Source organism: Bacillus sp. WMMC1349, assembly GCF_013155385.1.
Classification (GTDB): Bacteria; Bacillota; Bacilli; order Bacillales; family Bacillaceae; genus Bacillus.
Map to the genome: position 1 here is coordinate 2,850,450 of NZ_JABJUQ010000007.1, position 25,745 is coordinate 2,876,194.

Below are 25,745 nucleotides of genomic sequence, written 5' to 3' on the forward strand. Positions count from 1 at the left end.
GAAAAATAAACCAGTTTTAAAAATTGGGGCTGTCCTGAAAGTTGTGTGGATGAATAAAAATTGGGGAATTTGCTTTCCGCGGGCGATCCGCGAGCCTCCTCGGAGCTCGTTCCTTGCTCCTCTTGGGTCTCGCCTGGCTCGCTGTTTCCGCAGGAGTCTCGCAATTCCCCCTGATTTATGTTGAAAAAGGACTTTTTAGACATCTCCTTAAGAAAGGAGTAAATATAATAAATAACCGAACTTTATTACACTCTAGCTGCCTCAGCTGATTTTTTTGCCGAACGAGCTGCCATTTCAGTTTCAATTTGTTCTAAGCTGCGACCTTTCGTTTCTACAACAACGAAACGGATGAAAAGTAACCCTAAAACACAGATGATACCGAAAGCTGAGAAGATAACACCAAAACTGAACTTAGCAGCAAGGACTGGGAATACAAGTCCAACTGCAAGTGAACCTGTCCAGTTGAAGGCTGATGAAATACCAGCACCGATTCCACGTACAGCTAACGGGAAGATTTCCCCAACGATAATCCAAGTAAGTGGTGCCCAAGAAAACGAATAGAAAAGGATGAAAAAGCAAAGTGCAATTAATGTAACCCAGTTAAGCACACCTTCACTCGTTCCTAATGCTTCGAGAATTGCTGGCGTAAAGAATGAAAGAGCCATACCGGCGCCGCCAATAGTCAAGATTGTGCGGCGATTATATTTATCTACAAATTGTAAGAAGATAACAGTTGTCACCACGAAGATCACACCGACAATCACTGTAAATCCAGCAGCTACTTGTGGTGCTAAACCAACTTTCCTTGCAATACTTGTAGCATAATAAACAATTGAGTTTGCACCTTGAATCTGTTGGAAGGTAGCCATCCCAACTCCAATAATGAGAGCCATCCGAAATTTCTTATGGAATAATTGTCCGATACCTGATTCTTCATGTTCAGCAACATCTTGAATCTCTGAAATTTCAACATCCACTTCGGCTTTTGAATTGCGAAGAGATGCTAGTACTTCGCGTGCTTTATCTGCCATACCATTTTTAATTAAGTAGCGAGGTGATTCTGGAAGTTTTAACATACCAATGTATAATATGATGGCAAAAATACCAGCACTACCAAGCATTAATCGCCAACTGTTTGGAATTGGTTCAAAAATGAAAGCGACGATATAACTTAATAAGAGCCCGATGACAATCATTAACTGGTTCAATCCTGATAGTTTTCCCCGAATATTCGCTGGTGCTATTTCGGACATGTATGCAGGAACTAGAGAAGAAGCTGTACCGACTGCTGTTCCTAAGAACACACGAGCAATTGTCAAGAAGATTTCATCCGGTGCAACAGCAGAACCTATTGCACCAACAAAGAAAATAACAGACGCAATTAAGATTAGTTTTCTGCGGCCAAACTTATCCCCTAGTAAACCGCTTAAAATTGATCCAATGATAGCTCCGCCCATTAATGAAGATACAACAATCCCTAACCATAATGGACTCAAATTAAAATCATGATTGATATGTCCTTCCGCACCTGCAATAATCCCTATATCATAACCAAATAAGATTCCAGCAAATGAGCCGAAGAAGAAAATAAACTTACTTGATACATTACTCATGATGTATTTCTCCTTTCCGTTGTCTGAATTTCCCCATAAGTAACCTCTATTTTAAGCGCTTTCATATCATCCTGAAAATTGCGCTCTCTGATGGATGAATATCCAACCGTGAAAATTCACCTCCAAGGATGCACGGCCTCCTTGGAGGATCAAGACATTACTTAATCACTACGTATTCCAAGCCTACAAGTTTTGCATAAGTTACAATTTGATCTATTGTTAAATTCAATGAAACTACTGTATGGTGACCGCCACCGTTCTCAATCCAAGCTTTAACCCCATCTTGGAAGTTTGGTTTAATGTCCCAAAGTACACGAGCCACTGGAAGTTTTGGTGCTGAAACAGTTGGCTCAAATGCAGAAACTTCATTGATTAACAGTTTGAAATGAGTCCCAAAGTCAGCCATTGACACAACCACACCATCGCCTGCTTGACCGTCAAACACTAAGCGAGCTGGATCTTCCCGATCACCAATACCTAGTGGAGATACAACAATTTTCGGCTTGTTACTTGCTAAAGTTGGATCTACTTCAAGCATATGTGATTGAAGGACTGATTCTTGTCCAACAGCTAATTCATAAGTGTAATCTTCCATAAAACCTGTTGATTTGTGATGGCTCATCACTTTAAGCAAGCGATCAAGCGCTGCAGTCTTCCAATCTCCTTCACCAGCAAACCCATATCCTTGTGCCATCAAACGTTGAACCGCAAGACCTGGAAGCTGTTTCATTCCATGCAAATCTTCAAAGTTAGATGTAAAAGCATTGTAACCACCATCATCAAGGAAACGTTTAATCGCAATTTCATAGCTTGCTTGTACTTTTACACTAGCTTCCCAATCTTCTTTACTGTAAGTACCATATTCAAATTCATAAAGTTTTGCATATTCTGCAAAAAGAGCATCAATTTCTTCATCCTTAACAGCATTGACATATTGAACAAGATCTCCAATGCCAAAATAGTCAACTGTCCATCCAAATTGAATTTGTGCTTCAATTTTATCCCCTTCGGTAACTCCAACATTACGCATGTTGTCACCAAAACGAGCAACTTTAATGTTAAAGCTTTCATTGTAAGCAACCGCTACGTCCATCCAATCTGCAATTTGCTGCTGAACCTCAGCGCGTTCCCAGTAACCTACTACAACTTTATTTTGTTTATTCAAACGGGCATTGATAAAACCGTATTCACGGTCACCATGTGCTGATTGGTTTAAGTTCATGAAGTCCATATCAATGGTTTCCCAAGGAATACTTTCATTAAACTGTGTTGCTAAATGAAGTAACGGTTTTTGTAATAATTTTGTTCCACGAATCCACATTTTTGCAGGTGAGAAAGTATGCATCCAAGTGATCACACCAGCAACTTCATCACGATAGTTGACCTCTTTCATCATGCTTGTGATTTTATCTGCACTGACAGCTAAATCTTGCAATACAATTGGATAAGGTAAGACACCGCTTTCATTTAGTGCATCTGTCATTGTTTGTGCATGTGCTTTGACTTCTGCTAATGCTTCCTCACCATAAAGATGTTGTGAACCTACGACAAACCAAAATTGTTTTTTTATTGTCATCATGGATCCTCTTTTCTTCATTTAATAGTTTATATTATTTTTGCCCATAATAGGCATTTTCCCCATGTTTTCGTAAATAGTGTTTATCTAAGATGCGCTGTGGTAACTCTTCAGCAAAATGATTTAATTCTCGGGCAAATAAATTCATTTTCGAAACTTCTTCTAAGACTACGCTATTCATGACTGCTGACTTTGCATCTTTGCCCCAAGTAAATGGACCATGCCCATGAAGTAAAACACCGGGTACTGCTAAAATATCTAATCCTCGCTCTTCAAATGTTTCAATGATGACACGACCAGTTTCTACTTCGTAACCACGATCAATCTCCTCTTGTGTCAAGAAGCGCGCGCATGGTACAGGACCATAGAATGTGTCTGCATGAGTGGTCCCCATCGCTGGAAGATCAAGACCTGCTTGAGCCCAGATTGTTGCCCAAGTTGAATGAGTGTGCACAATGCCGCCGATTTCTGGGTAATGCTGATATAGTACTGCGTGAGTCGCCGTATCTGATGAAGGATTTAACTCTCCTTCAACAACGTTGCCATCTAAATCAACAACGACCATATCACTAGCTTTCATCGTCTCATAATCAACACCGCTAGGTTTGATCACAAATAAACCGCTTTCACGATTGATAGCACTTACATTTCCCCATGTATATTTCACAAGTCCATGTTTAGGTAAATCCAAATTTGCTTGCAATACTTCTTCTTTTAATTGTTCTAACACGTAAATTCCTCCAGTTTTCCACTGAAATGATCTACAGCGGCCTGCTCAATCACTAAACCTTTTTTGTAACGTTCGATAAATGCTTCAAATCCTTTAACATCAAATTGATCAGGGTAAATTTCCTGCCTATCAACCTCTTTAAAAACTTTTTTGTCGAGGAAGTCTTCTAAACTATATTTATCTTTATCAATCATGTAAGAAGCAAGAATGGCCATTCCCCACGCCCCACCTTCTCCGGCTGTTGCCATAACTGAAACTGGAGCATTCATTGCGGCTGCAACAATTTTTTGTCCAACAACAGGGGTTTTAAATAAACCACCATGTGCTAAAATGCTATCAATTGCGACTTTTTCTTGCTTGATCAAAATATCCATACCGATTTTCAAAGCACCAAAAGCAGTAAAGAGATGAGTCCTCATAAAGTTAGCTAAATTGAAATGACTCTCAGGTGAGCGGACAAAAAGTGGTCGGCCTTCTTCTAATCCTGTAATATTTTCACCTGAAAAATAACCGTAGCTAAGCAAACCACCACCATCCGGATCGGCTTCCAACGCTTTATTCAACATCACGCTGAATAGTTTATCCGTTTCAACCTTTTGTCCCATTGCCTCCGAAAATTCTCTGAACAACCTTAACCACGCATTAAGATCACTTGAACAGTTATTGGCATGTACCATTCCAACTGGGCTACCATTTGGTGTTGTGACCAAATCAATTTCTGGATAAACTTTTGAAAGCTCATTCTCTAATACAATCATGGCAAAAACTGAAGTTCCTACTGAAACGTTTCCTGTACATTTCCTCACACTGTTCGTAGCCACCATCCCTGTTCCAGCATCACCTTCTGGTGGACAAAGCGGAATGCCTGGTTGTAAATTTTGTGATTGATCGAGAATTTTTGCTCCAATTTCGGTTAATTCACCTGCTTGCTCACCTGACACATAGACTTTAGGAAGAATATCTTTTAGCTTCCATGGATAACCTTTGAGCGCAATAAGTTCATCAAACTGCTTCACCATTGATTTATTATAATCTTGCAAAGACTCGTCAATTGGAAACATGCCCGAAGCATCACCAATTCCGATTGCTTTCTGACCAGTCAGTAACCAGTGAATATAGCCAGCTAAAGTAGTGATAAAATCAATACGAGGTAAATGTTTTTCTTCATTTAATATAGCTTGGTAAAGGTGAGCAATACTCCACCGTTCAGGAATATTAAATTGGAATTGATCAGTTAATTCGCTTGCAGCAACACTGGTTGTTGCATTACGCCAAGTCCGAAACGGAACAAGTAACTCACCAGTATTGTCAAAAGCCATATACCCATGCATCATTGCAGAAAACCCAATAGAACCAACTGTTCGAATAGTCATTCCATAATGTCGTTCAACTTCTTGCTTCATTTCACGATAAGCTGCTTGCAGACCAGTAATAATATCTACTAAGTTGTATGTCCAAAATCCATCTTCTAAGAGGTTTTCCCACTCATAACTTCCAGATGCAATTGTTTCAAAATGATGATCAATCAACACTGCTTTAATTCGCGTGGAACCGAATTCGATTCCAAGTGAAGTTTCTCCATTAGCAATCACTTGTTTGATGTTTCGATTCGTCTTCACATAATCACCTCTCTGATAGCGGTTACAATTATAATCGAAAGGGGGCGCTTTCCTTTTTGCTTAACGCATTTCATCAACTTGTTTTGACGTTAATCCCCCTTTCTGATAGCGGTTTCAATTATAATTGAAAGGAGGCGCTTTCCTTTTCGTTTAACTTTACTTACAACTTTAGTATATTTTTTGTGCGTACATTTGTCAAATAAAAAATAATATATGCTTACAAATTACCTTTTCGTTCACATTTCCCTATATAAAACCGTAATGATTATGGTAAAATTATGTAAAAATAATATCGTTTGTCAAGTTGTATGCAAAATAGGTCATAACCTTTTCATTCACACAAACCCATGCTAAAATATGTCCATACAAATATTCCGACTAAACATTATTATATGAACTTATGAAAGAAGTGATAAAATGAAACCAAAATATCAGGTCATTATTGATGATATTAAAAGTAAAATTCTCTCAGGGGATTACCGTGTAGGAGAACAAGTTCCTACTGAATCTGCCATGCAAGAAACGTACAAAGTTAGCCGACATACTGTTCGAAAGGCGATTTTAGAGCTATCCAACGAGGGATTCTTAAGAAGTGAAAAAGGGTCCGGTACTTATGTTAGTAACCAATATCAATTAAAAGCTGGCGGAAATCCTAATAATAAAACAATCGGTGTCATCACAACCTACATTTCTGATTATATTTTCCCATCCATTATTCGTGGAATTGAAGGAAGATTGAATGAGGAGAATTATTCGTTATTGTTAGCTAGTACAAATAATGATGTCGAACAAGAAAAAAAAGCTTTGGAGATGATGTTGTCATTTGGTGTGGATGGTTTGATTGTGGAACCTACGAAAAGTAATCTATACAATCCCAATATTGCTTATTACCTATCGTTTAAAGAACAGGATGTTCCATTCATCATGATCAATGCTTATTATGAAGAGTTAGATGTTCCATTCTTTTGTCTTGATGATGTGCAGTCCAGCTACCTCGCAACAAAAAAACTGATTTCGAATGGACACACACAAATTGGACTCATTTCAAAAATGGATGATTTACAAGGTAAGTACCGAATGAAGGGATATATTAAAGCGCTTGGAGAAGCTAAATTACGATTCCAACCAGAGCATGTGCTTTCGTATAACACAGAGACGAAGCTTAACCTATACACAAACTTGAAAGAGTTTTTAACTAAAAAAAGAGACGTGATGACTGCAATTGTCTGCTATAACGATGAGGTCGGGCTTGAAGTACTAAATGTATGCAGACAAATTGATATATCTGTTCCAGAAAAATTGTCAATTATCGGACAGGATAATTCTTACATTGCCAAAAATGCAAATATCAAACTAACAACATTGACACATCCACAAGAACAAATGGGTCGTGATGCAGCTGATTGGGTCATAAAGAAATTGCAAGGAAAAAAGGGTTTGCCGAATGAAACTTATTATCAACCGGAGATCATTGAAGGCGAAACTGTAAAGGAATTAGAAGGATAAATGATTGAAGGATGCTTCATAAAAATTACAGCATACTTGTGAAGCATCTTCTCAATAAAATAAGCGATATTTGAAAAAGTTCTAGGTTGTCGTATGGTCAAATATTGAATGTGCAGAGTTTTAGCTCAACTCAAAGGATCCGACAACGGGATTCATCATGGTCACTCTTCTTTTTAGTATTAACCGGCAACTCCCGGTCACCTTGTTGTCCCATATTTTCGCATGTAATACGAGACTTAAACTTGCTTCAACAAGTAGGAGGTGAACAGTTTTTCGACGGAATCTGTGGTGCCATAGACCTCCTCGCTCTGCCCGGCTACCTTTATCTAAGACCAGTCATGAAAAAAGGTCAGTTCAGAATACTGTATAAGTAAACTTAATTGACCTTTTTGTACGAATAGAGCTTCCCAATGATCTGTTCTGCTTGTATTTGCATAAAATACCCTGAAAATTAGTTCCATCAACATCTATCCCCATTGGCAAGCTGATTTTTAAAAACAAAGTCTGGCCAAGATGGAAAGATATTAACAAGCGACCCGGTCGACCTGCTTCATCTGTTTTAGCTTTCTTTAGCGTATTCCTAATAATCCCCATGAGCAAAATGTAAACCAATACAATAATGAAATGATACAAAGGCTCATTTCTCCAAAATAGATGATTAAAAGTCATATACTGTATTTCTTTACGTAGAAGACATTGCATTCAATGCATTTACGACTGCTTCAAGTAAAATTATTCTTCACAAGTAAATTTTGTAACATTATATATAAAAACAGTGAACCAACTCAACTTCACATTATGTAATTACCTGGTTAGTTGGTTAAATCTTTTTCTCGTTTGATGATCTTCATCAAGCATGGCTTCTCTTGCTGGAATTCCTGTGAGTGTCCCTAATGCATTCTGTGCTTCAATTACTCTTTCTAACCATAGTTGTTTATGGCTATCAAAATTTCGGCAGTCTTTTGGTATAAAAATTGGCTTCCCAAATACTAAACGATTCTCGACTCCTTCAACAGCTTGCTCAATAAAAGCCGGTAAAACAGGAATACCCAGTAATCTAGCTAACCAAAATGCTCCTGCCTCAATATCTTCTGCTCTATCTTTATTGATGTCATAAATTGTTCCTTGAGAGAATATCAGGAAATGCTTTGGTTTTTTACCTTCAGCAAACCACTTCCCTGCAGCTTTCATCGCCGCCATTGATCCACCAAAACTTTTACGGTCAACTGCAAAAATTTTTTCGAACTCTAATATTGGCATTAATTCTTTAGGAATGGAAACACCATTAAAGCAATTTTCTTTAGCGAAAACAAATAACTCTGGATAAGTATCTATAACTTGATGCATAATCTCATAATAATAACTCATGATTAGCGGAGCATCAGAATCAGTTAAATGATTAACCGCTATTATATAAGAAGAATTAGTGAAATCTTCCGGTATATTATAAGCTTTAAAATTATATATTGTTAACAACATTTTCTTTGCTTCAATTAATCTATTTTTTAATTTTTCTGGATTATTTGCAACACTTAATATTTCTTTTATGGCATTCTCATTAAACAATGAACTGGCATTAAATAACTGCATAAAATTCCTCCTAAATTAATTAAAACCCTATCCTGAGTATTGAAGTTATTTGCCAATAGTTTCACATTAAGCCCCTAACCATAATATGTCATGCTCAGAAAATATCTTCTTTATTGTATTATCTTATCATTATGACTTGATAATAATATAATCTCCCAAAAACTGCCTACTTATCTTTAACTTCCTTATTGCTCTACTTGCTGTAAACTGTGATATATTCAGAGAGGCTGACAGCTTTCTTGTTGGAATGTCAGGCTCAGTTTTCCAGAGTGATAAAATAGCTTTCTCCTGCTCTGTGAAATCCATTACCTGCAATAACTTCTTATATACTTCTTCATTGTTCAGTTTATCTGATATAGTTTCATAATACAAATGAGCTTTCCTGTCCGGAATATCATCACCATTCTCAAACATCTTTTCAATGCTCCCCCACCAGTAAATAAGATGCAATATTCTCGTCGGAGTTTCCAAAGCGGTTGACTTCATATCGACCAAAAAGTAATCGGCAGAAAAAAATTTTTTCAGACACACTTGGAATTCAAGCAATGGATATGACAATGTTAAAATCGCGAAAACGTTGAATAGCAGCCTCTTTATTATAACAAACAATCATTAGAGATTTTGTACCGTCAATACAAAGCAACGACTCATAAAAACATAACACCCAATAAGTTAGAAAGGATTAGATCGACAGTTAAAGGAAGTAAACCAAATCAATTATGGGTAACAAGTATCACATATATTCCGATCTATGAGGGTTAGCAAGTGTAATCAATTTATATTATTATAAAATAGTAGGCTGGTCTATATACAACAATAACAAAAGAATTAGTGATATCTGCGCAAAATGACTTACAAGCGTCAAAAGATGAGAAATAGCGTCATTCATCACTCTATCGCGCAGTTCAATATACCTCGTCTGAGCATCAAAAATGAATAAAAAAGTATAATATGACCAGTAGTTTGAGCAAGAAAGGAAAACATCCTTACTAGGGCACTCAAGAATAGTTAGCTTATCCTCTATAGAAAGGCGGTAACAACCCCTTAAGCAGGAATGAGTCAGCCCTTTTTTGCATGTATTCTACTTCTGTGATTTCTCCGCGAATCCGACTTTCTAAAAGCTCTTTCTGTTTTTCTGTAAGCTCTAAACCTTCAAATCCAAGGGTCGCTCGCACATATCTCATGGTTTTTCAAAGTTACTCCTTCTATTAAAAAATTGTCCATTTGTATAATAAAAAAAATTTTATTTTTGTCATTTTAACTGTTATTTTAATATCCATTTTTTTATTCATAGGGTTTTTAGTTTTCACTTATAATCCTGTTTATGGATTATTTTGATGGACACGATTGTATTCAACCATTTCTCTAGTAGCCGCCACTAACCAAGCCCAGAAATCATTATATTCTGTTCTTTGCTCATATCCGATTGATGCAAAATCATGTATAATTTCAACCTTTTCACCTTTCCCTATTTCAAAGCATGCTATGTCATCATGATCATCTCTTCTTGCAAAAGGTATCAAGTTTCTATTAGGATATCTGTTTTTAAGTCCTTTTAATCTTTCTAGCACTCTTTCTTCATCCATGATATACCACAAGTCAAAGTCCAGTAAATTTAGTTCTATAGCTTTTCTAAATGATTTTGGATACTTAAATCCATCAAATCCGATTCTTTCTTCTAAAGTTTTTATATTCATCATTTCAACACCTTCATCATTCAGATTATCGATTAGCATACATCGTAGAAGTAATTAACCACATGAAAAGTCTAGCTTGAACTACCCCCACTTATCGACCTTGCGATTTGATTGAAGTGGGAGTCTTCTGTCGGAAAACGATAAAAACCCATGATATACAGGATATCTGTGTTGACTTTGCATGCGGATTCGTATCGTGACCCGCCTCAAATTTTAAAAAAGAAGAGCATCTGATGCATCGACCGATCAATACAAGCTTAAAGTTGTACGAAGCGATTTTTCCCAACGAAATGTAAGCGTGCCTTCTCTCATACTTTTTTATAGTATAATCATGAGTCTTTTTTAAATACAACAACATTTATGCTATAATTTCATAGTCTCAGAATTGCTTTTTTAAATCATTCAAATGTGTGAGGGTGAAGAGTTTGAAATTAGCTACAGAAGGTTTTAGTGTTGTAAACAATTATTTTGTCGATTTTTGGGGTGCTATTATAGGAGATAGTGCAGTTAGTGCCTATTTACATCTTAAACGTGAGGCCGATAAAAACAAAGAATATTGTTATATTAATACCGAAATGATTCGCCTAAAAATGAAGAAAAGCCAAACTGAACTCAATGAATATTTAAAGACATTAGAAGATTTCGGGTTTATCATCATTTTTCATAGAAAAGAGCAAATAGACTCTGCTCGATTGTTTAAAATCCGGAAACATATTCCTCTTTTGACAGATGACTTATACAACTCCTTACATCCTCAGTTAAAAGAATTGCATGATGATTTTATGTCCTACTACTTGGATGATGAGGCTATGTTTAATACTAACAGAAAAACGACTGAAGATGGCATTGATAACAGAAATCAAATAGTAACTGAAACTAGCACGAAATCAGGAGAAAACAAAGATTACGAGATCGACAGATCATACCCTGTTGCGAAAGAGCTAAATGAAAGCTTTCAACAATTTATGATGACCAATCTATCGCGTCCTTCCTATGAAACATGGATTCAGGGATTAATTATTGGCAAAACAAATGAACTTCATTACGTGATATATGCTACAAATGAGTTTTCAATGGAATGGATAAAAGTGAAATATGAAGGCTTGATCAGACAATATATCACAGAATGTATTCATTGTGACGAAAATTTGATCAAGATCTCATACAGACTAATCGATCATTTGGCAATTGAAAAATAAGTTTTATACAGAGTCATTCAGGCTCTGTTTTTTCTTTATGGACTGTAATAGAAAATTCTTGTTTTTGTATTTTTATGTTTTTATTTACTGATCAACCGAATGATTTTTTAATAGGGTTTATCAAGAAAAGTGTGTAAATTAACTGCTTTATGTTGTCATGAATTAAAAGCTGAATCATCGCCATAGCCCATCGTTGAACATGGCCACCTTTCGCTTTAAATAGTGGGTTTGGGCGCTATCTCATTGCAAAAAAACGTTTTTTGCATAAGGACAGAATTAGGTTTATCTTCTAAGTAATTGCATAAAATAAAAAAAGACCCGACTGCTCTCAACGTCGAGTCCATTGTACAAACTGGTCCTTCAAAGAGCTGGCTCAAACAACGAAACTTGTTGAAATAAACTTCTCTCGAACTTTCGCAGGTCTCAAGGGAAGTTTATTTCTGTTTTATATACGACAACAAGGCAAGGATAAACATGCCAAAAACAATCATTAAATAGATTGCTTGGAAAGTTGTCATTTGCATCTGAGCCTGCTTCCTTTGATTGATCCAATTTTTACCACATCACTCCGAATGCTGTCGGATTTTAGAAGTATAGAAGCGGATTGAAAAGCACCAGAAAATTGTAGAAAATCACCCTGTTCTCCCATACAATATGAAGAGAAGTGTCCACGCTTGAAGAAATACTATTTCAAAGCAACTGCTTTTAACAAATCTTGAAGATTCGTTTTTGTAAAATTTGCATTTTTTAAATAGAACAAATGAACAAAAGTTCTTTTTGCAAATATGCTTGATCAAAGGTTGTTCAGTCTCTGAATCTACTTCATCAACAGATCATTCATTTCAAAGTTTTCAATTGTTTCAATCCATATTTTATGGGCATCTAAATGAAGAATTATCTCCTCTTAGCATCATCATTGCTCCTTCTTTAGTGTTCGGCTTGTCTTGAATGATGTTTGATGTACACGCCCTTTCTGGCAAGCTTGAAACGCAGCTTTAAAAAATTCTCTTCATAACCATCCCCATCGTTATCATATATAAAATCTTCTGTTAGTCGCTTCTCGATAACACAACACTCATTAGCTGAAATCCGCTTTGTGCTCCATGAATTTTTTTCCACAGTCATGGCACTTATATCTCATGTCGTTCATTCCATATATCCCTGTTGTAAGTGTCCAGCCTCTTTTTTTCTTTGTTAGTTTGTCACTGCCGCAGAATGGGCATTTTGCTTTTTTTACTTGTTTAGTCATTTTTGTTTTCTCCTATCATGTTGTCATGTTTCATTTTAGTGATTTCCAAATGATGAACTTAGCAACTTTCTGTTTATAACGATTTGGTTAAGCTTTTTTCGATCCCAGCAAAAGCGCCTCATTATCATTGTACTGAATTAAGAAAGAAATATCCAACTAGTGTTCAAAAATACTCATTCGGTCATTACTACCGTTTAGTGTTTAGTTTTTAGACCTAAAAATCAGTTCATACCTATCAATATGTTCGTTTTCAGGAGGCAACTTTCTATCTGTGTTGTACACAATTTTTCTTTCTTTTTTTATATCGCTATCAAAAAGTTTTTTTGACAAAAAGTTGAATTCATGAGTATAATTCACCCATTCAATAAAATACTTGAATAGTTTGGTGATTTCAATGCTCAATGAAAGAAACTTAAAAGATTTATTGTATCATGAGGTTGCAAGAATCGGTAAAAGTCTTTCTAGTCCAAAACGTTTGGAGATTCTTGATCTTTTATCTCAAGGTCCTAAATCAGTGGAATCATTGTCGAAAGCAACTGCGATGTCTGTGGCGAATGTTTCTCAGCATTTACAAACCCTTGCTCATTCCAGATTAGTAAAGTTTCAGAAGCAAGGTAACTATTGTTTTTACGAATTAGCAGATGAAGCAATTTCTAATTTTTTAAATTCCTTGCATACATTATCAGAGAAACAGTTTGTTCAGGTTCAACAAATCAAACAAGAACTTTAAATACCAATCTTGGTATGGATGGGGTTTCACTTTCAGAACTTCATGAGTAATATTGTTAGATGTTCGACCAAAAGAAGAGTATGAAACAGCTCATATTCCGGGTGCTATTTCTATACCAATTGAGGAATTACGGGATAAACTGTCTTCTTTACCAAGCAACTGTGATGTTGTTGCCTGTTGTAGAGGACCATATTGTTTAATGGCGGCAGAAGCAGTAGAACTTTTAAAAACTAAAGGTATAAATGCCTATCGTTTAAAGAGCAGTGTTCAAGATTGGCATCAATTAAGGTTATCAGGAAAGCTGTTGAATATGAATTGACCATGAGAAATTAGAGTGATTAGCGTGTAGAATGGTTGAAATCAAATATGAAGGAAGATGGTGTTAAAGATAAAATGTTGAATGAATCAAATGAGTTGGCACAAAGTTATATCGACCATCCAGAAAAACACAAAAAATTATATAAACGTACATTAATCATTGTCGTTATTTCTCAAATGTTTGGTGGGGCAGGATTAGCTGCGGGAATAACAGTTGGAGCACTTCTCGCACAAAAAATGCTTGGAACAGATGCGTTTGCAGGACTTCCAGCCGGATTATTTACTTTAGGATCGGCAGGAGCGGCATTATTAGTAGGAAGGCTTTCACAACGTTTTGGGCGGCGTATAGGTCTCACAACTGGCTTTATAGTCGGTGGTCTTGGTGCAATTGGTGTTGTGATTTCTGCTTTAATCAATAATGTTTTTCTTTTATTTGCAGCCCTACTTATTTATGGTGCAGGCACTGCAACCAATTTACAAGCTCGTTATGCAGGTACAGATTTAGCAAATAAAAAGCAGCGGGCCACTGCTATTAGTATAGCAATGGTATCAACAACATTCGGTGCAGTTGCAGGTCCAAATTTAGTGAATGTAATGGGAAATTTCGCTCTTTCAATTGGCATACCATCACTTGCAGGTCCTTTCATTTTATCGGCAGCAGCATTTATCTTAGCAGGTCTAGTACTTTTCATCATGCTTCGTCCAGATCCATTAGTTATGGCTAGAACAATAGAAGCGTCCAATCATGCACACAACCCCGACAGATTTCCGTTACATACAAAACAAGCAGAAAACAAAAGAGGTGTTATTTTTGGTGCAACGATTATGCTTCTTACTCAAATCATAATGGTTGCTATTATGACAATGACACCAGTTCATATGAGACATCATGGACACGCTTTAGGTGAAATCGGTCTTGTTATTGGATTTCATATTGGTTTCATGTATTTCCCTTCCCTAGTGACAGGAATCCTCGTTGATAAGATTGGTCGTACTAAGATGGCAATTGCTTCTGGAGCTACTTTGCTTCTAGCAGGTTTTATAGCAGCGGTTGCTCCAAGTGATTCTATGATTCTCTTATTAATTGCTCTTTCTTTACTTGGTTTAGGTTGGAATTTTGGTTTAATAAGTGGCACTGCACTTATTGTTGATTCAACTAACACTTCAACACGGGCTAAAACTCAAGGTACTGTGGATGTTTTAATTGCGTTGGCAGGAGCTTCAGGTGGTGCTTTATCTGGAATGGTTGTTGCTGGTTCAAGTTATGAAATATTGTCATTGGCTGGAGGGATTTTGTCTTTCATACTCATTCCTGTTGTGATTTGGTCTCGTCAAAGTAAAAAAGACATCCTTCAGAAATGAAAGATCAAAGAAAGATGACGTGCTTTTTATGATTCTTGGCTGGTGTCTTATCATGGTTTATTCAATAGAACCAAGACATGCGCCACAGTTCATTTTAGCTTCATTCTCATTTTCATACAGGGAAAGCGTGTCCTGAAAGTCGTATGGATAAATAAAAATCGGGAATTTGGTTGCTTTCCGACACATTCCTTGAAGCATCTAATTCGATAAAATGACTAGATTTTTGAATTTTGATCTTCATATTTCGGTTGTGACCAATGATAACCCGACACTATTCTTGTCATACTTCATATCAAAGGTGACAGTACCTTTCCCTTGAAACGTTATATTCTTTTCTCCAGTGTATTTTCCATATACCCCTGACTTTGCCGCTTTTGATGGACGAATGAATTGAAAAATCGATTTTGAGTTCATGTTTTTTTTTACGATCTTTACGCCATTTTGCACCTCAATTGTTAGATTTGATGGAACATACAAAGCGTTGGTAATTATGTAGGTTACCTTTTTCAACACTAATTTCCCTCCACCTTTTTTCTCTAGCTTCTCAAGATAAGAATGAACAAGATAGTAATGTTTTTTTAGCATTTTATTTATTGGTTTCGTGTTTGGAAAAATCGTGTAAGTTGGCTTACTTGCTGGTTGAGAGAGGCATACCTTTGATAATGAGCTTTTTACCTTTTTGTTTTTCTTTCACACATAAGCCACCTTCAATAAGTTGATTTACATAATATTATAAGTTAAAATATGAGTGTACTCATAAATGATTCAACTCATTTTTTTATAGGGAGATTAAAAAATGTCAGGATTAAGAAAAAAGAAGAAAGAAGAAACTCGAAATAAAATTCTATTTGCAGCAGAAAAGATTTTTTTAGTGAAAGGTTATACCCATACAAAGACTTCAGAAATTGCCAAAGAAGCCGGTATTGCTGAAGGTACAGTTTTTAATTATTTTTCAAATAAAAGTGAGATCCTTTTTTCACTTATTAGTAAAATGTTTTGTGTAGAAAAATATGAATTCTCTTCCTCGAAATCAGATCCAAATCAAATTAAACCAGAAATCTTCGCATTTTTAGATCACTATTTAAGTCCAGCCAAACATATAAACAAGTCTTTACTACGAGAAGTGTTTTCTGCTGTATTTAAGTACACACCGGAAAGTAAAGTCATATTTGAAGGTTTGTTGGAATTTGATCGGATAATCATTCAAAAATTAAGGTACCATTTACTCGAACTAAAATCACAACAGCTCATCTCTAAAGACGAATCAATTGATCAATTTTTAGATCTTTCTTACGGAATAATCATGTATTTGTTTAGTAAATTTGTTCTAAAGGATGATATGACGTTTGAAACATTTTTTAAAGATCTTTGTGTGAAGTTAGACATTCTTATGCCTATATTACTAGAAAAGAAGGCATAAAAGATGACAAATACACTCCCCTTAGTGAAGTAGAAACGCATCATCAATATGGAAAACATTAAAGATGAAAGAATCCCGGAAGTCGTAATTTATGCAGGAATGAGCTAAATATCAAATGCCGGATTTATACTAATTATCAGGTTAAGAAAATTTGAAGATCAGTTTGAGACCTTTAAAATGTTTAAGTACTATATTATGAAGGAATTCGTTAATTATATACATGTTACTTCTTGTGTCCATTGTAAATTTTTCTTCTATCGGAAGGACATGAACCTAAAGAATTATACAAAAATAAATGAAGCAAATTGTTCGGAGGGATAAGAATGAAAAAAGCAACTTATGATAAAGCCAAACTGATGAAATCATTTGACAAGTATTTTAATTTGGCTGAACAAAGGCTCCAAAATAAATATGGTAAAACCGAGGCTCGCAATATAACAGCCCAAGTTCGAAATGAGTTTGAAACTCTAATTCCGAGAATTCCATATATTGGCGGTAGAAAAAATATGTTTACTCCTGTCATGATTATTAATGGATGGATTATCGCTTTATATCGAGTCATAAAAGCCAAAGGAGGAACCGTTGAAGACGTCATCCAAATTTCTCATGAAGCATCTGATGATTTTTTTAAGTCATTATCTCCTTGGGTTGCCAAAATAATCGGTCAATTGGTATTTACAAAATTATCAATACACTATATGCAAAAACAAGCAAAACGAAGTCAGAAGAAAATATATACGGAAGATTTTGTCTACACATGCAGCATCAATCAAAAAGCTCATGAAACAGAGGTCGAATTGGAATTTACAGAATGTGCTGTACAAAAGTATTACGAAGCTGAAGGGGCTGAAGAATTGAAGCCTTATTGTAATTTTTTTGACCCCATCTACAGCAAACGTTTCGGTATGGGAGTACAGGCTGAACATACATTCGGTTTAGGCTGCGAAACATGTAAGTTAAACTATAACAACCGTCGCGAAACCAAAACACCAGCGAATTTAGTAGATATTATAAAACGTTAGATCTTTATTTGATATAAAAACGCATGAATGTATATTTTCATGCATTTTTAAAACTTTTCTAAAAAATGGTATATGCACATATTTTACATGATTCTATAAAATCAGCTGAAATTTGCTTTGTGCTCCTATCATGTTGTTATCATTATAATTGTGTCCATTTCGAGCAAAGAGGCAGATTGAGATGAAGTCTTAGAATGATTTGACACACATCCTTTACACTCTGCTGTAGCATAGCCCGGTATACTCCAGATGGCAGTCTCCTTGTGCTTAGCACTTTTTTATCTTCTTTAAAATTTTATATTGGGAGAATATATATAGGTTACTCGTGCAAGGTCTTCCTTGAACTGATTATCCATCCATATAAACATAATCTAGTAATCTTTCATATTCATCAGTACGCTCATCTATCGAATTCTAATTTTAATTTACTGCTCTGTTACTAGTTGTTTATTTCTTGCAGAGACATCATTTCCGTAGGGCTGCACACCACACAAGAATGTCTTTTTTTGTTTTGGTGGTGTGTCAACTAGTAAATATCGGACTGTTTTGTTGTTCCCTTTATATTTTACTTTAATTGTATCTCCATCCACTACATGGACAAGCTTGACTGGAACACGCTTAGTGTCTATTCTGTTCGTTTCTTGTCATGTGTTCTCATTAGTCGAAAAATGAATATTTGAGTTACACGTTACCAATGAAAATAGTAAGGTAAATGTCATAATCGCCAAAAGTCATTTTTCCAACTCAAATTTCCCCTTATTTTGTAAGCATATATATCTACCAAAATAATCAAACAATGAAGAGGGAGTATCATCAAGTTGAATTTCTCCAAAAAAAGAGACAAGGGATCAATCCCCTTATCTCAGTTTGATTTTTTGAGTGTATTTTGTAAATTCATTGTATTTGTTGTTGATTCGGATGAAACGTTCAGAAATGTTTGTTGCTTTGTTTGTTAAAAGGGCATTTTTGTTAGCTGAGCTTAGTTTATTGTAGGTGATCCCGTATTTAGATCCTGGGCCACTGTTTTTCCATGGCATAAATTGAATGACTCGTCCTACTTTATTAAATGTATTGTTTCGAATCGTAGGGTTTTTGGCTCCACTTACTAAAATTCCTCGTTTGCCAGAGTTACCTCCTGCAACATGATCAATCACATTTCCTTCAATGGTCGAGTTGGACCAGTTCATGACACGAATAGCATCAGAGCGGATAGAGCTAATTTTATTATTGCGAAGAACCACCCTATCATGATATTTGCCACCGGAATATTTATGGGTCCCAATTGAACGGTCAAGACCTTTAAAACGATTATTCTCAATTGTTACAATTTGGTTTGGCGTTTTATCATACTTGCTCCACTTTTGACTCCAGCCTTTTGTCGTTTTATCAGGCGTATCAAGATTAATCGCTTCCTTATTGACGTTAGCAGAAGCCTTAGATCCAACAAATGAATTATTTCGAATGTCAACATTCCTTGAAGCATCTAATTCGATAAAATGACCAGAATATAGATTTTTAAATTGGATATTTCTGATCTTCACATTTCGGTTGTGACCAATGATAATTCCGACACAGTCTTTGTCATACTTCATATCAAAGATGACAGTACCTTTCCCTTGAAACGTTATATTCTTTTCTCCATTGTATTTTCCATATACACCTGATTTCGCCGCTTTTGATGGACGAATGAATTGAAAAATAGATTTTGAAGCACCAAATTTACGAGTTCCTGTTTTTTTCCCTTTTACGATCTTTACACCATTTTGCATCTCAATTGTTACATTTGATGGAACATACAAAGCGTTGCTAATTGTGTAGGTTCCCTTTTTCAACACCAATTTTCCTCCACCTTTTTTCTCTAGCTTCTCAAGATAAGAACGAACAAGATAGTAATGTTTCGTATAGGTGTTGTATGTTGTAAATTTCAGCATTTTTTTATTTGTTGGTTTCGTGTTTGGAGAAATCGTGTAAGTTGGCTTACTTGCTGCCTTTGCGGAAAGCGGCATCCCTATCCCCAACAGGCTAAATATTAATAGAATGGATGTGAATAGCATCGTTGTCTTTCTCATCTTTGACATGATCTTGAACACTCCTCTTTCTTCTGTTTTATTTTTAGATTCGGAACTCAGCACTTTTATTTTTGTGCTCTGCATCCTATGTAGCAATTTTAAACTACTTTTATTATCGGCAGTTGTTAAGCTGTTTTGTACTGGTTAAAGGTAACATATAATCCCGAGAGTGGATTCAGAAATTCTCATCGATATTTGATACTTACTGCTCTACCACATGCATTAGCGATTGTTAGCTTTTGAAAACAAATATCTTCAAGTTTTAGTTACTCATCCCTTTCAAGGAAAATCACATCATCCATATCAAATATGGAGTCGTCTTCACTTTCATCAAGTTTGTGTAAAATGTATCTATCCAAACTCATTCCTGAAAAGTCTTGTTTCTTCGAAAGGTACTGCATAGCTTCAACTAAATATTCCTGTTCAAAAGTTGGTAAGGCCATTTCATGAATAATTGTTTTTTCGTTTTTGTTTTCCCAATTATATTTCAGAAGGAAGTCGCTTGTTTTTGTATATTGCATATAATCATCTTCAGTTTTAAAATCTTTCCTACTTAGCATTATGTTAAGAACCTCCATATATTACGGTTATAATAAATATTCAATAAACGTTTTTACATTGATATTTTGATTCATCGTAATTCTGAAGCTATTCTACCATTTCATTTTTTTCAAACTGTTAAATTGAAAATTTAACCACTTGCATTTTCATTATTTCTAAACTTAATTACAAAATGGACATGATTTAATCATTTTTGACATGCAGAAAGCTTATTTGAATAAGTCAACAAGCGTTTGTGAAGTTTTAAGTGCTTACTGTTAACCTATTCTTACGTTTATCCGCAGATCATATCATTGCTTAAATTATTTTTGGATTTTTAGAACACCAATTACGATCATAAGGTAAAGATTTTAATTTCTTCATATCTTTTCAACTGTAGACCCAATCATAATCTGTGATCCAAAAGTAATCATCGCGATTTAATTTAAGGTACTCGTAAATAAAGCTAAAGATAAGTTCTTGTACACCGTATATTTCTTCTATGAAACCAACTCGACAAAAATCTACGCCTTGTTCTAATCCAACATCCTCATGAGAGTAAAATTTTATACTCGGATTATCTGTTGCGTCTACATAGTATATAAACGAACATCCATTTTCATTAACTAGTTTATGGCTTATGTTTATTGTAGTGGAGAGGAATTGTCCATCTGCCGAATAATTTTTACTGTTGTGAAAGTTAAGCATAGCATTGGCTTAAAATGCAGCTATAATAGAATCAGACAATAATTTTTCAGTTGTGTATTTTTTACGGTCCATTAATATAAAAGCTGAAGTTCCTATTTTTAAACCTCCTTTAACACGTTCGTGAAGAATCAATACATGGATTGATTAGCATCTGAAGAAATGGATAGAGGCCAACATCATGAACTTAACAAATTATTACAGATCATTAAAATTGAATACATCAACAATTTTTAATAACCTTGTAATTTCCAGTTATTATCTTTAGTAAACCTAGTTACAAATGAATTAAAATGTGTAGCTGCTACTCATGCTTCCCATTACATTCGGCAAAGAACTAGTTAATTTTACAATCCGCCATATTCTTCTATTAGCGCTTGATTAGCACAAAACTCGTAAAACCTTTTTATTAACTGATCAATATCCTGTTTTCTAACTATTTTCTCTAACCACTCTTCTGGAATTCCATCCATTTTATAATACATGCCAGCCAATGTTCCTGTAATGGAAGCTACAGTGTCTGTATCTTCTCCTAAATTGACTGCCTTTAAAACAGCATCTCTAAATGAAGATGTATTTCCTAAACACCATATTGCTGCTTCTAAAGTATCAACGACATATCCACCTGATTGAATGTCTTCTTGTGGTGTTCTTAAAAAATCATAATCAAAGATTCTTTCATAATGTTTTAGCTCTTTTATGAAAATATGATCGTCTTCAAAAGTTTTAACAAAAAGATTGTATACACTTTGTAATGATTCCTCAAGCGAATTATTGTGGTATAACCTTAATAATAATTCAATGTAGATAATTGAGCCTACTACTGCACGCGCATGGGCATGGGTAATTTCAGTATATTGTTTAATGATTTCCGTTTTTTTCATAAAATCAAACTCATTGTATAACCGAAAGATCAAAGGTGAAATTCTCATAATAGCCCCATTGCCATTATCATATTCAGATTGACCACCGCATTTTTCAGCCTGAATACCGTTTTTAAACCTAGTATTAGCTTCATCGGTCGTTCTTCCAATATCAAACATCTCGCCAAATGGAGTCCAATAACCTTCTTCCTCATATTTAAGAAATTTTCGCATCAAATGCTCTGTGTTTCCTTCTTCTATCATATTTTCAACCATACATAAAGTTAAGGAAGTATCATCAGACCAAGTACCAGGAGGTTGATTATATGTGCCATACCCCATTACATCTTGTACTTTGAATGTGCCTCTTTTCTTAAATTCAACTGGCACCCCCATTAAATCCCCTATAATTCCACCATACAATGTAGGAAACAACCTGTCCTTAATACTTTCACAAAGAAACATTTTATTATCATCTTCCCATCTGTCTATCAATCTTTTATAAGTCACTGATTTCACCTACTTTGTTTGAATTAATTCATACCTGTAGAGGAATATCTCTAGTTATAGCCCCAGGAATTGCGTGACCATGCATGTTTCCCGCATACTATCTCATTATGGTGGTAACTGATTCTCCCACCTCTCTCAAATAACTTAATAATTGGGTCATATAAATCATATAAATCCAGAGCAATAGGTAATTGTTTGTCAACTACATATGCCCATTCTAGATAAAAAGTGCAAAGATACTCTGTAACCCAATCAATGTTTACATTAACTAATTCGGTACATTTTTCTTTTATATGATCGGGTATCTCCATATTGATTTCTTTTGCTGCATTAAATACAGCACGTCTATTATTGTCCTTGAATTTAAAATCCAAAAAAATATTTCCTCTTCTTATAAACTCTCTTACTAAAACTGGATGAAAAGGTTTAACCACACCTTTATTTTCCCAGTTAATATTTTTTATTCTTTCACTAGCTAGTTGAAAATTCGTATTCAAATTGGGCTCCTCAATTTTGGTTCAAAGATCGTTTATATAAAATAGAGTGACCCCACACTCTTATCTCGCAACTTACTTTCTGCCGGGCATTCTTCACGCACTGCCCTGCACATCTTTTTCCAACAGGCTTGTCACCATACAGATCATGTACTTTCCCAGCATTTTTCATGACTCGATGATTCACGCTTTCCGATTACTGTCTTAATTGTAGTCCTACTTCGGCTCTACTAATGCATGGACAACCTCTATTATAGGAACACTTTCTGAGAGCTCAACTGACTGTAAGTCATTAATAAAAAACTGGATGAGTAAGAACCTATCGCATTCTTATTTACACAGTTTAGTTTACAATCATATTGTGATTATTTTTGTAAACTTAGACTAGAAATTAGCTCATCTAAAGTAGTAGCAATTTCATTAAATGAGCCTCGTTCAAAGTCCTCCAATTCAACCTTTCCATTTATATTGTCTAAAACAACTATTAAACCGTTCCCTTCTATTCCAATAGGAATTTTATCCATTTTATTATGATGATTATTTTTATATCCTTCTAGGTTCTTTTCGAAAGATATCAATTCTATATTTGGTAATACAGATTCTAACGCAATATAGTGATGACCAATAAAACCATCTAAATCAGCAAACCAATAAGAATTGAAGTAGTAGCTAATGGAAGTGTGCAGTTTAATACTGAATTTTTCTTCAATCGGTGTCAAATCTTTATAATTATTTTTTTCAACAACTTTCCATAAAACCTCTTCTTCTTCATCTACCTCACCTTGATAAATAAATGAGTCAACTTCTTCATTGTAAGATGTTTTAAATAAAAAATCTAAACCTTTATCAAAATATGCTCTTCTTAAATTAAAATATTTGTCCATAGCATCTTTTATTGTCAATGAAATCACCTTCACTCTTCTAATAATTCGGCATATTTTAGACCGTTTCCTCAAATTCAATTCATTAACTTCTAGATTCTAAAACATTTGAAGGCACTGCTATCATTGACTTCCATTACTAAAACGACAGTGTATCAGAGTGTCTTATTTATACAACATACGGTACCAACAATCTACCGCGGATTTTCAGTTAATTTCTGCTTCAGCTCCAAGATGTTCTAATCGGTTCGCATCCCCATGCTAGAATTGCTCTACACAAGCTGCTGCCGATCAGATATTTTCTCATTCTCATTGTTAGCGCGGCAGTCCATACTTCTGAGCTGCTACTCTCCTTATTCAATTTCTCCTTCTTTTTATTTTGATTGCTCATTCCTACACATCGTGCAAGATGACAAGAGACTTTTGAAACTTCCTTTTTTTAGTGTGTAGCTTGTTGAATGTATTGGATAATCTTACTCGGAGGATGTAACCCTGCTTATTTAATAGTAGGGGGGATGGAATTTTTACAGATTTAAAACAACTGCTATCGTGTCAATAAGTAAATCCACTTGTTTTTTTTGCTCTGGATTTTCTTCAATAAATTCTAGGCACGTTTCTTTCAAACAATCATAGAAATCTATACTTTTTATAGTAATCTCATAATATGTAAAAGAGTTCATAAATATTATTATCCATTCTTTACATTCACTCTCCTCAGAATGCACTGGAAGTTCATAACCCATCATATGATCTTGCCACGGCTCTTCATTGGATAAACATTCTAGCACTTCGAGTAAATCATTCTTCAAAAAAGAAAAAAAATCTTGAATGAATGGCTGTTTATTTTCCAACATGAAAAATCCCAAATAAATACATTTAATTTATCCAAAAGTTATTTTCCATCACTTTAATCTATTTGGTGATTAGAAATCAGATTTTCATCGTATATAGTCATTTTATGAATTTGGGCTATAAATTCACTTGTGTATACAGCAAAACTTTGGATTATCCCTGTGAATTATACAATTTAATTCTTCTTACTTCTTTTTAGAAGATCTGAATTCTATCTCGGAGATTGCTTCCTGTGCTGTTTCTTGAATTTCTAGATTAGTATGGTCAAGATAAGATTTCAAAACAGTTAGGTATTTTAGATTTCCTGAAAACCCCAAAAACGATAATACATATGATAGAGCTTCTATTTTAAATGAAGAACAATAGGGTAATAAGAGATCCAGTGATATACCTGCTGCTACATCCTTATAAACTATAGCATTTTGAACAGAGTGAAGCATAGCCTCTTTGATTGAGTCGTTCTTTTCATGAACTATATGTGATAATAATAGATTCACTCCTTCTATCACTTCATTCTTATCGAAATTTTCATATTCAAAAAGGTCTCCTATCCCTTCAATACTATTTTCCTTCTCTATTCGATCGCTTAATAAAAATACATGGTTTATTTCTTCTATTAAATTCATTTTAAATAATTGCACCTCATCATTTTTGGACCCTTTATAGGGGCATGCATCGTTTTGTGAGATCTAATCATAAATGTCAAACTGTTCATTTATATAATAAGTTAATCATCCTTTATAAATAAAGCGTCATCAGGTGCATCTTACTGCTACATCAACCGAAGTTTTCTTTTTCATGCTACCTATATTGTTATTTCCACCAACTAGAAGTGATCTGTTTTAAAGTTAATTCAATATATTCAATCACTTCTTTATTATCATTTGAGGTAAACTCATGAATAGGGTTTTCCCAGTTCGAGTCTTTTATAACTAATACTAGGTAAGTGCCTTTGTGGGAAATATTAGGATTCCAACCTAAGTCTAATGTTATCGATGATTTCTGATGATGTAATTGCAATAAACTATCAGTAAACATAAACCAACAATCATCATTCGAATCAAGAGTTTTCGGGTCAATTTCCCAAAAATTGTTATAATGAACACTCCATCCGTCAGTTATTCTTAAAGGATGGATATTCACTTGAGGAACATCCAGCTTAACAAATTTTCTCATATTGATAGCCTCATTTATCATCAA

At 34.9% G+C, this 25,745-nt stretch carries 23 protein-coding genes and 1 pseudogene; 6 read left to right on the forward strand and 18 right to left on the reverse strand.

What is annotated here, in order from left to right; genetic code table 11:
* Positions 1 to 245: 245 nt before the first annotated feature.
* The 4 genes from HOO54_RS17010 to HOO54_RS17025 all read right to left on the reverse strand — a co-directional run bounded on the left by HOO54_RS17010 (position 246) and on the right by HOO54_RS17025 (position 5,538).
* Positions 246 to 1,613 carry a sugar porter family MFS transporter gene (locus HOO54_RS17010; protein WP_172297310.1) on the reverse strand — a complete coding sequence of 456 codons (1,368 nt, stop codon included), beginning with the start codon at positions 1,611 to 1,613 and terminating at the stop codon, positions 246 to 248.
* A gap of 157 nt (positions 1,614 to 1,770) precedes the next feature.
* On the reverse strand, positions 1,771 to 3,189 hold the full coding sequence (araA, locus tag HOO54_RS17015) for an L-arabinose isomerase (RefSeq protein ID WP_375335812.1): 1,419 nt from the start codon (positions 3,187 to 3,189) through the stop codon (positions 1,771 to 1,773).
* Between the two features lie 34 nt (positions 3,190 to 3,223).
* Positions 3,224 to 3,919: an L-ribulose-5-phosphate 4-epimerase gene (locus HOO54_RS17020; RefSeq protein ID WP_172297314.1), complete on the reverse strand. Its 696-nt coding sequence runs from the start codon at positions 3,917 to 3,919 to the stop codon at positions 3,224 to 3,226.
* On the reverse strand, positions 3,913 to 5,538 hold the full coding sequence (locus HOO54_RS17025) for a xylulokinase (protein WP_172297316.1): 1,626 nt from the start codon (positions 5,536 to 5,538) through the stop codon (positions 3,913 to 3,915). The genes HOO54_RS17020 and HOO54_RS17025 overlap by 7 nt, the downstream gene beginning before the upstream one ends.
* 417 nt (positions 5,539 to 5,955) lie before the next feature.
* On the opposite strand from HOO54_RS17025, the gene HOO54_RS17030 reads away from it, so the two are divergent.
* Positions 5,956 to 7,044, forward strand: a complete 1,089-nt coding sequence (locus HOO54_RS17030) for a GntR family transcriptional regulator (protein ID WP_172297318.1) — start codon at positions 5,956 to 5,958, stop codon at positions 7,042 to 7,044.
* Positions 7,045 to 7,848: 804 nt separating this feature from the next.
* Here the strand turns inward: HOO54_RS17030 and HOO54_RS17035 are convergent.
* The 3 genes from HOO54_RS17035 to HOO54_RS17045 all read right to left on the reverse strand — a co-directional run bounded on the left by HOO54_RS17035 (position 7,849) and on the right by HOO54_RS17045 (position 10,331).
* Positions 7,849 to 8,634 carry a 1-acyl-sn-glycerol-3-phosphate acyltransferase gene (locus HOO54_RS17035; protein WP_172297320.1) on the reverse strand — a complete coding sequence of 262 codons (786 nt, stop codon included), beginning with the start codon at positions 8,632 to 8,634 and terminating at the stop codon, positions 7,849 to 7,851.
* A gap of 129 nt (positions 8,635 to 8,763) precedes the next feature.
* Complete coding sequence (locus HOO54_RS17040) at positions 8,764 to 9,048, reverse strand: hypothetical protein (RefSeq protein ID WP_172297322.1); 285 nt, start codon at positions 9,046 to 9,048, stop codon at positions 8,764 to 8,766.
* A gap of 908 nt (positions 9,049 to 9,956) precedes the next feature.
* On the reverse strand, positions 9,957 to 10,331 hold the full coding sequence (locus HOO54_RS17045; protein WP_172297324.1) for a hypothetical protein: 375 nt from the start codon (positions 10,329 to 10,331) through the stop codon (positions 9,957 to 9,959).
* Positions 10,332 to 10,756: 425 nt separating this feature from the next.
* Between HOO54_RS17045 and HOO54_RS17050 the strand changes: the two genes are divergently transcribed.
* Complete coding sequence (locus HOO54_RS17050; RefSeq protein ID WP_172297326.1) at positions 10,757 to 11,530, forward strand: DnaA N-terminal domain-containing protein; 774 nt, start codon at positions 10,757 to 10,759, stop codon at positions 11,528 to 11,530.
* 434 nt (positions 11,531 to 11,964) lie between these two features.
* On the opposite strand, the gene HOO54_RS25220 is transcribed toward HOO54_RS17050, so the two are convergent.
* Positions 11,965 to 12,054 carry a putative holin-like toxin gene (locus HOO54_RS25220; RefSeq protein ID WP_375335813.1) on the reverse strand — a complete coding sequence of 30 codons (90 nt, stop codon included), beginning with the start codon at positions 12,052 to 12,054 and terminating at the stop codon, positions 11,965 to 11,967.
* Between the two features lie 554 nt (positions 12,055 to 12,608).
* Positions 12,609 to 12,779, reverse strand: a complete 171-nt coding sequence (locus tag HOO54_RS17055; RefSeq protein ID WP_172297328.1) for a hypothetical protein — start codon at positions 12,777 to 12,779, stop codon at positions 12,609 to 12,611.
* Positions 12,780 to 13,173: 394 nt separating this feature from the next.
* Between HOO54_RS17055 and HOO54_RS17060 the strand changes: the two are divergent.
* Together HOO54_RS17060 and HOO54_RS17065 are read left to right on the forward strand one after the other, a co-directional pair.
* Positions 13,174 to 13,828, forward strand: a pseudogene (locus tag HOO54_RS17060) (ArsR/SmtB family transcription factor).
* Between the two features lie 47 nt (positions 13,829 to 13,875).
* The gene (locus HOO54_RS17065) at positions 13,876 to 15,189 is read left to right on the forward strand and encodes an MFS transporter (protein WP_172297330.1); all 1,314 of its coding nucleotides are present in this window, start codon (positions 13,876 to 13,878) and stop codon (positions 15,187 to 15,189) included.
* Between the two features lie 237 nt (positions 15,190 to 15,426).
* Here the strand turns inward: HOO54_RS17065 and HOO54_RS17070 are convergent, their stop codons facing one another.
* Positions 15,427 to 15,702 (reverse strand): hypothetical protein, encoded by a 276-nt coding sequence (locus tag HOO54_RS17070; RefSeq protein WP_172297332.1) that lies wholly within the window; start codon positions 15,700 to 15,702, stop codon positions 15,427 to 15,429.
* Positions 15,703 to 15,985: 283 nt separating this feature from the next.
* Here HOO54_RS17070 and HOO54_RS17075 point away from each other — a divergent pair, with 283 nt between their 5' ends.
* Both HOO54_RS17075 and HOO54_RS17080 read left to right on the forward strand, forming a co-directional pair.
* The gene (locus HOO54_RS17075) at positions 15,986 to 16,609 is read left to right on the forward strand and encodes a TetR/AcrR family transcriptional regulator (RefSeq protein WP_172297334.1); all 624 of its coding nucleotides are present in this window, start codon (positions 15,986 to 15,988) and stop codon (positions 16,607 to 16,609) included.
* A 323-nt stretch (positions 16,610 to 16,932) separates the two neighbouring features.
* Entirely contained in the window at positions 16,933 to 17,631 is a 699-nt protein-coding gene (locus HOO54_RS17080; protein WP_172297336.1) for an L-2-amino-thiazoline-4-carboxylic acid hydrolase, read from the forward strand.
* Positions 17,632 to 18,488: 857 nt separating this feature from the next.
* Here HOO54_RS17080 and HOO54_RS17085 read toward each other — a convergent pair.
* The 8 genes from HOO54_RS17085 to HOO54_RS17120 form a co-directional block, all read right to left on the reverse strand.
* The gene (locus tag HOO54_RS17085) at positions 18,489 to 19,709 is read right to left on the reverse strand and encodes a right-handed parallel beta-helix repeat-containing protein (protein ID WP_172297338.1); all 1,221 of its coding nucleotides are present in this window, start codon (positions 19,707 to 19,709) and stop codon (positions 18,489 to 18,491) included.
* Positions 19,710 to 19,966: 257 nt separating this feature from the next.
* Positions 19,967 to 20,260 carry a hypothetical protein gene (locus tag HOO54_RS17090; RefSeq protein WP_172297340.1) on the reverse strand — a complete coding sequence of 98 codons (294 nt, stop codon included), beginning with the start codon at positions 20,258 to 20,260 and terminating at the stop codon, positions 19,967 to 19,969.
* Between the two features lie 1,032 nt (positions 20,261 to 21,292).
* Positions 21,293 to 22,318, reverse strand: coding sequence for an ADP-ribosylglycohydrolase family protein (locus tag HOO54_RS17095; protein ID WP_172297342.1), 1,026 nt, complete (start codon positions 22,316 to 22,318; stop codon positions 21,293 to 21,295).
* Positions 22,319 to 22,368: 50 nt separating this feature from the next.
* Positions 22,369 to 22,815 carry a hypothetical protein gene (locus HOO54_RS17100; protein WP_172297344.1) on the reverse strand — a complete coding sequence of 149 codons (447 nt, stop codon included), beginning with the start codon at positions 22,813 to 22,815 and terminating at the stop codon, positions 22,369 to 22,371.
* A gap of 362 nt (positions 22,816 to 23,177) precedes the next feature.
* Positions 23,178 to 23,696 carry a SecY-interacting protein Syd gene (locus HOO54_RS17105; RefSeq protein ID WP_172299655.1) on the reverse strand — a complete coding sequence of 173 codons (519 nt, stop codon included), beginning with the start codon at positions 23,694 to 23,696 and terminating at the stop codon, positions 23,178 to 23,180.
* 521 nt (positions 23,697 to 24,217) lie between these two features.
* Entirely contained in the window at positions 24,218 to 24,547 is a 330-nt protein-coding gene (locus HOO54_RS17110) for a hypothetical protein (RefSeq protein WP_172297346.1), read from the reverse strand.
* A gap of 183 nt (positions 24,548 to 24,730) precedes the next feature.
* Complete coding sequence (locus HOO54_RS17115; RefSeq protein ID WP_172297348.1) at positions 24,731 to 25,171, reverse strand: hypothetical protein; 441 nt, start codon at positions 25,169 to 25,171, stop codon at positions 24,731 to 24,733.
* A gap of 187 nt (positions 25,172 to 25,358) precedes the next feature.
* Positions 25,359 to 25,721 carry a hypothetical protein gene (locus HOO54_RS17120; protein ID WP_172297350.1) on the reverse strand — a complete coding sequence of 121 codons (363 nt, stop codon included), beginning with the start codon at positions 25,719 to 25,721 and terminating at the stop codon, positions 25,359 to 25,361.
* Between the last annotated feature and the right edge of the window lie 24 nt (positions 25,722 to 25,745).

Bases quoted from the DNA above. Each gene is read 5' to 3' on its own strand.
- HOO54_RS17010 (WP_172297310.1), bottom strand. From the start codon at position 1,613: ATGAGTAATGTATCAAGTAAGTTTATTTTCTTCTTCGGCTCATTTGCT.
- araA (WP_375335812.1), bottom strand. From the start codon at position 3,189: ATGACAATAAAAAAACAATTTTGGTTTGTCGTAGGTTCACAACATCTT.
- HOO54_RS17030 (WP_172297318.1), top strand. From the start codon at position 5,956: ATGAAACCAAAATATCAGGTCATTATTGATGATATTAAAAGTAAAATT.
- HOO54_RS17035 (WP_172297320.1), bottom strand. From the start codon at position 8,634: ATGCAGTTATTTAATGCCAGTTCATTGTTTAATGAGAATGCCATAAAA.
- HOO54_RS17040 (WP_172297322.1), bottom strand. From the start codon at position 9,048: ATGTTTGAGAATGGTGATGATATTCCGGACAGGAAAGCTCATTTGTAT.
- HOO54_RS17045 (WP_172297324.1), bottom strand. From the start codon at position 10,331: ATGAATATAAAAACTTTAGAAGAAAGAATCGGATTTGATGGATTTAAG.
- HOO54_RS25220 (WP_375335813.1), bottom strand. From the start codon at position 12,054: ATGCAAATGACAACTTTCCAAGCAATCTATTTAATGATTGTTTTTGGC.
- HOO54_RS17055 (WP_172297328.1), bottom strand. From the start codon at position 12,779: ATGACTAAACAAGTAAAAAAAGCAAAATGCCCATTCTGCGGCAGTGAC.
- HOO54_RS17065 (WP_172297330.1), top strand. From the start codon at position 13,876: ATGAAGGAAGATGGTGTTAAAGATAAAATGTTGAATGAATCAAATGAG.
- HOO54_RS17075 (WP_172297334.1), top strand. From the start codon at position 15,986: ATGTCAGGATTAAGAAAAAAGAAGAAAGAAGAAACTCGAAATAAAATT.
- HOO54_RS17080 (WP_172297336.1), top strand. From the start codon at position 16,933: ATGAAAAAAGCAACTTATGATAAAGCCAAACTGATGAAATCATTTGAC.
- HOO54_RS17085 (WP_172297338.1), bottom strand. From the start codon at position 19,709: ATGTCAAAGATGAGAAAGACAACGATGCTATTCACATCCATTCTATTA.
- HOO54_RS17090 (WP_172297340.1), bottom strand. From the start codon at position 20,260: ATGCTAAGTAGGAAAGATTTTAAAACTGAAGATGATTATATGCAATAT.
- HOO54_RS17105 (WP_172299655.1), bottom strand. From the start codon at position 23,696: ATGGACAAATATTTTAATTTAAGAAGAGCATATTTTGATAAAGGTTTA.
- HOO54_RS17110 (WP_172297346.1), bottom strand. From the start codon at position 24,547: ATGTTGGAAAATAAACAGCCATTCATTCAAGATTTTTTTTCTTTTTTG.
- HOO54_RS17115 (WP_172297348.1), bottom strand. From the start codon at position 25,171: ATGAATTTAATAGAAGAAATAAACCATGTATTTTTATTAAGCGATCGA.
- HOO54_RS17120 (WP_172297350.1), bottom strand. From the start codon at position 25,721: ATGAGAAAATTTGTTAAGCTGGATGTTCCTCAAGTGAATATCCATCCT.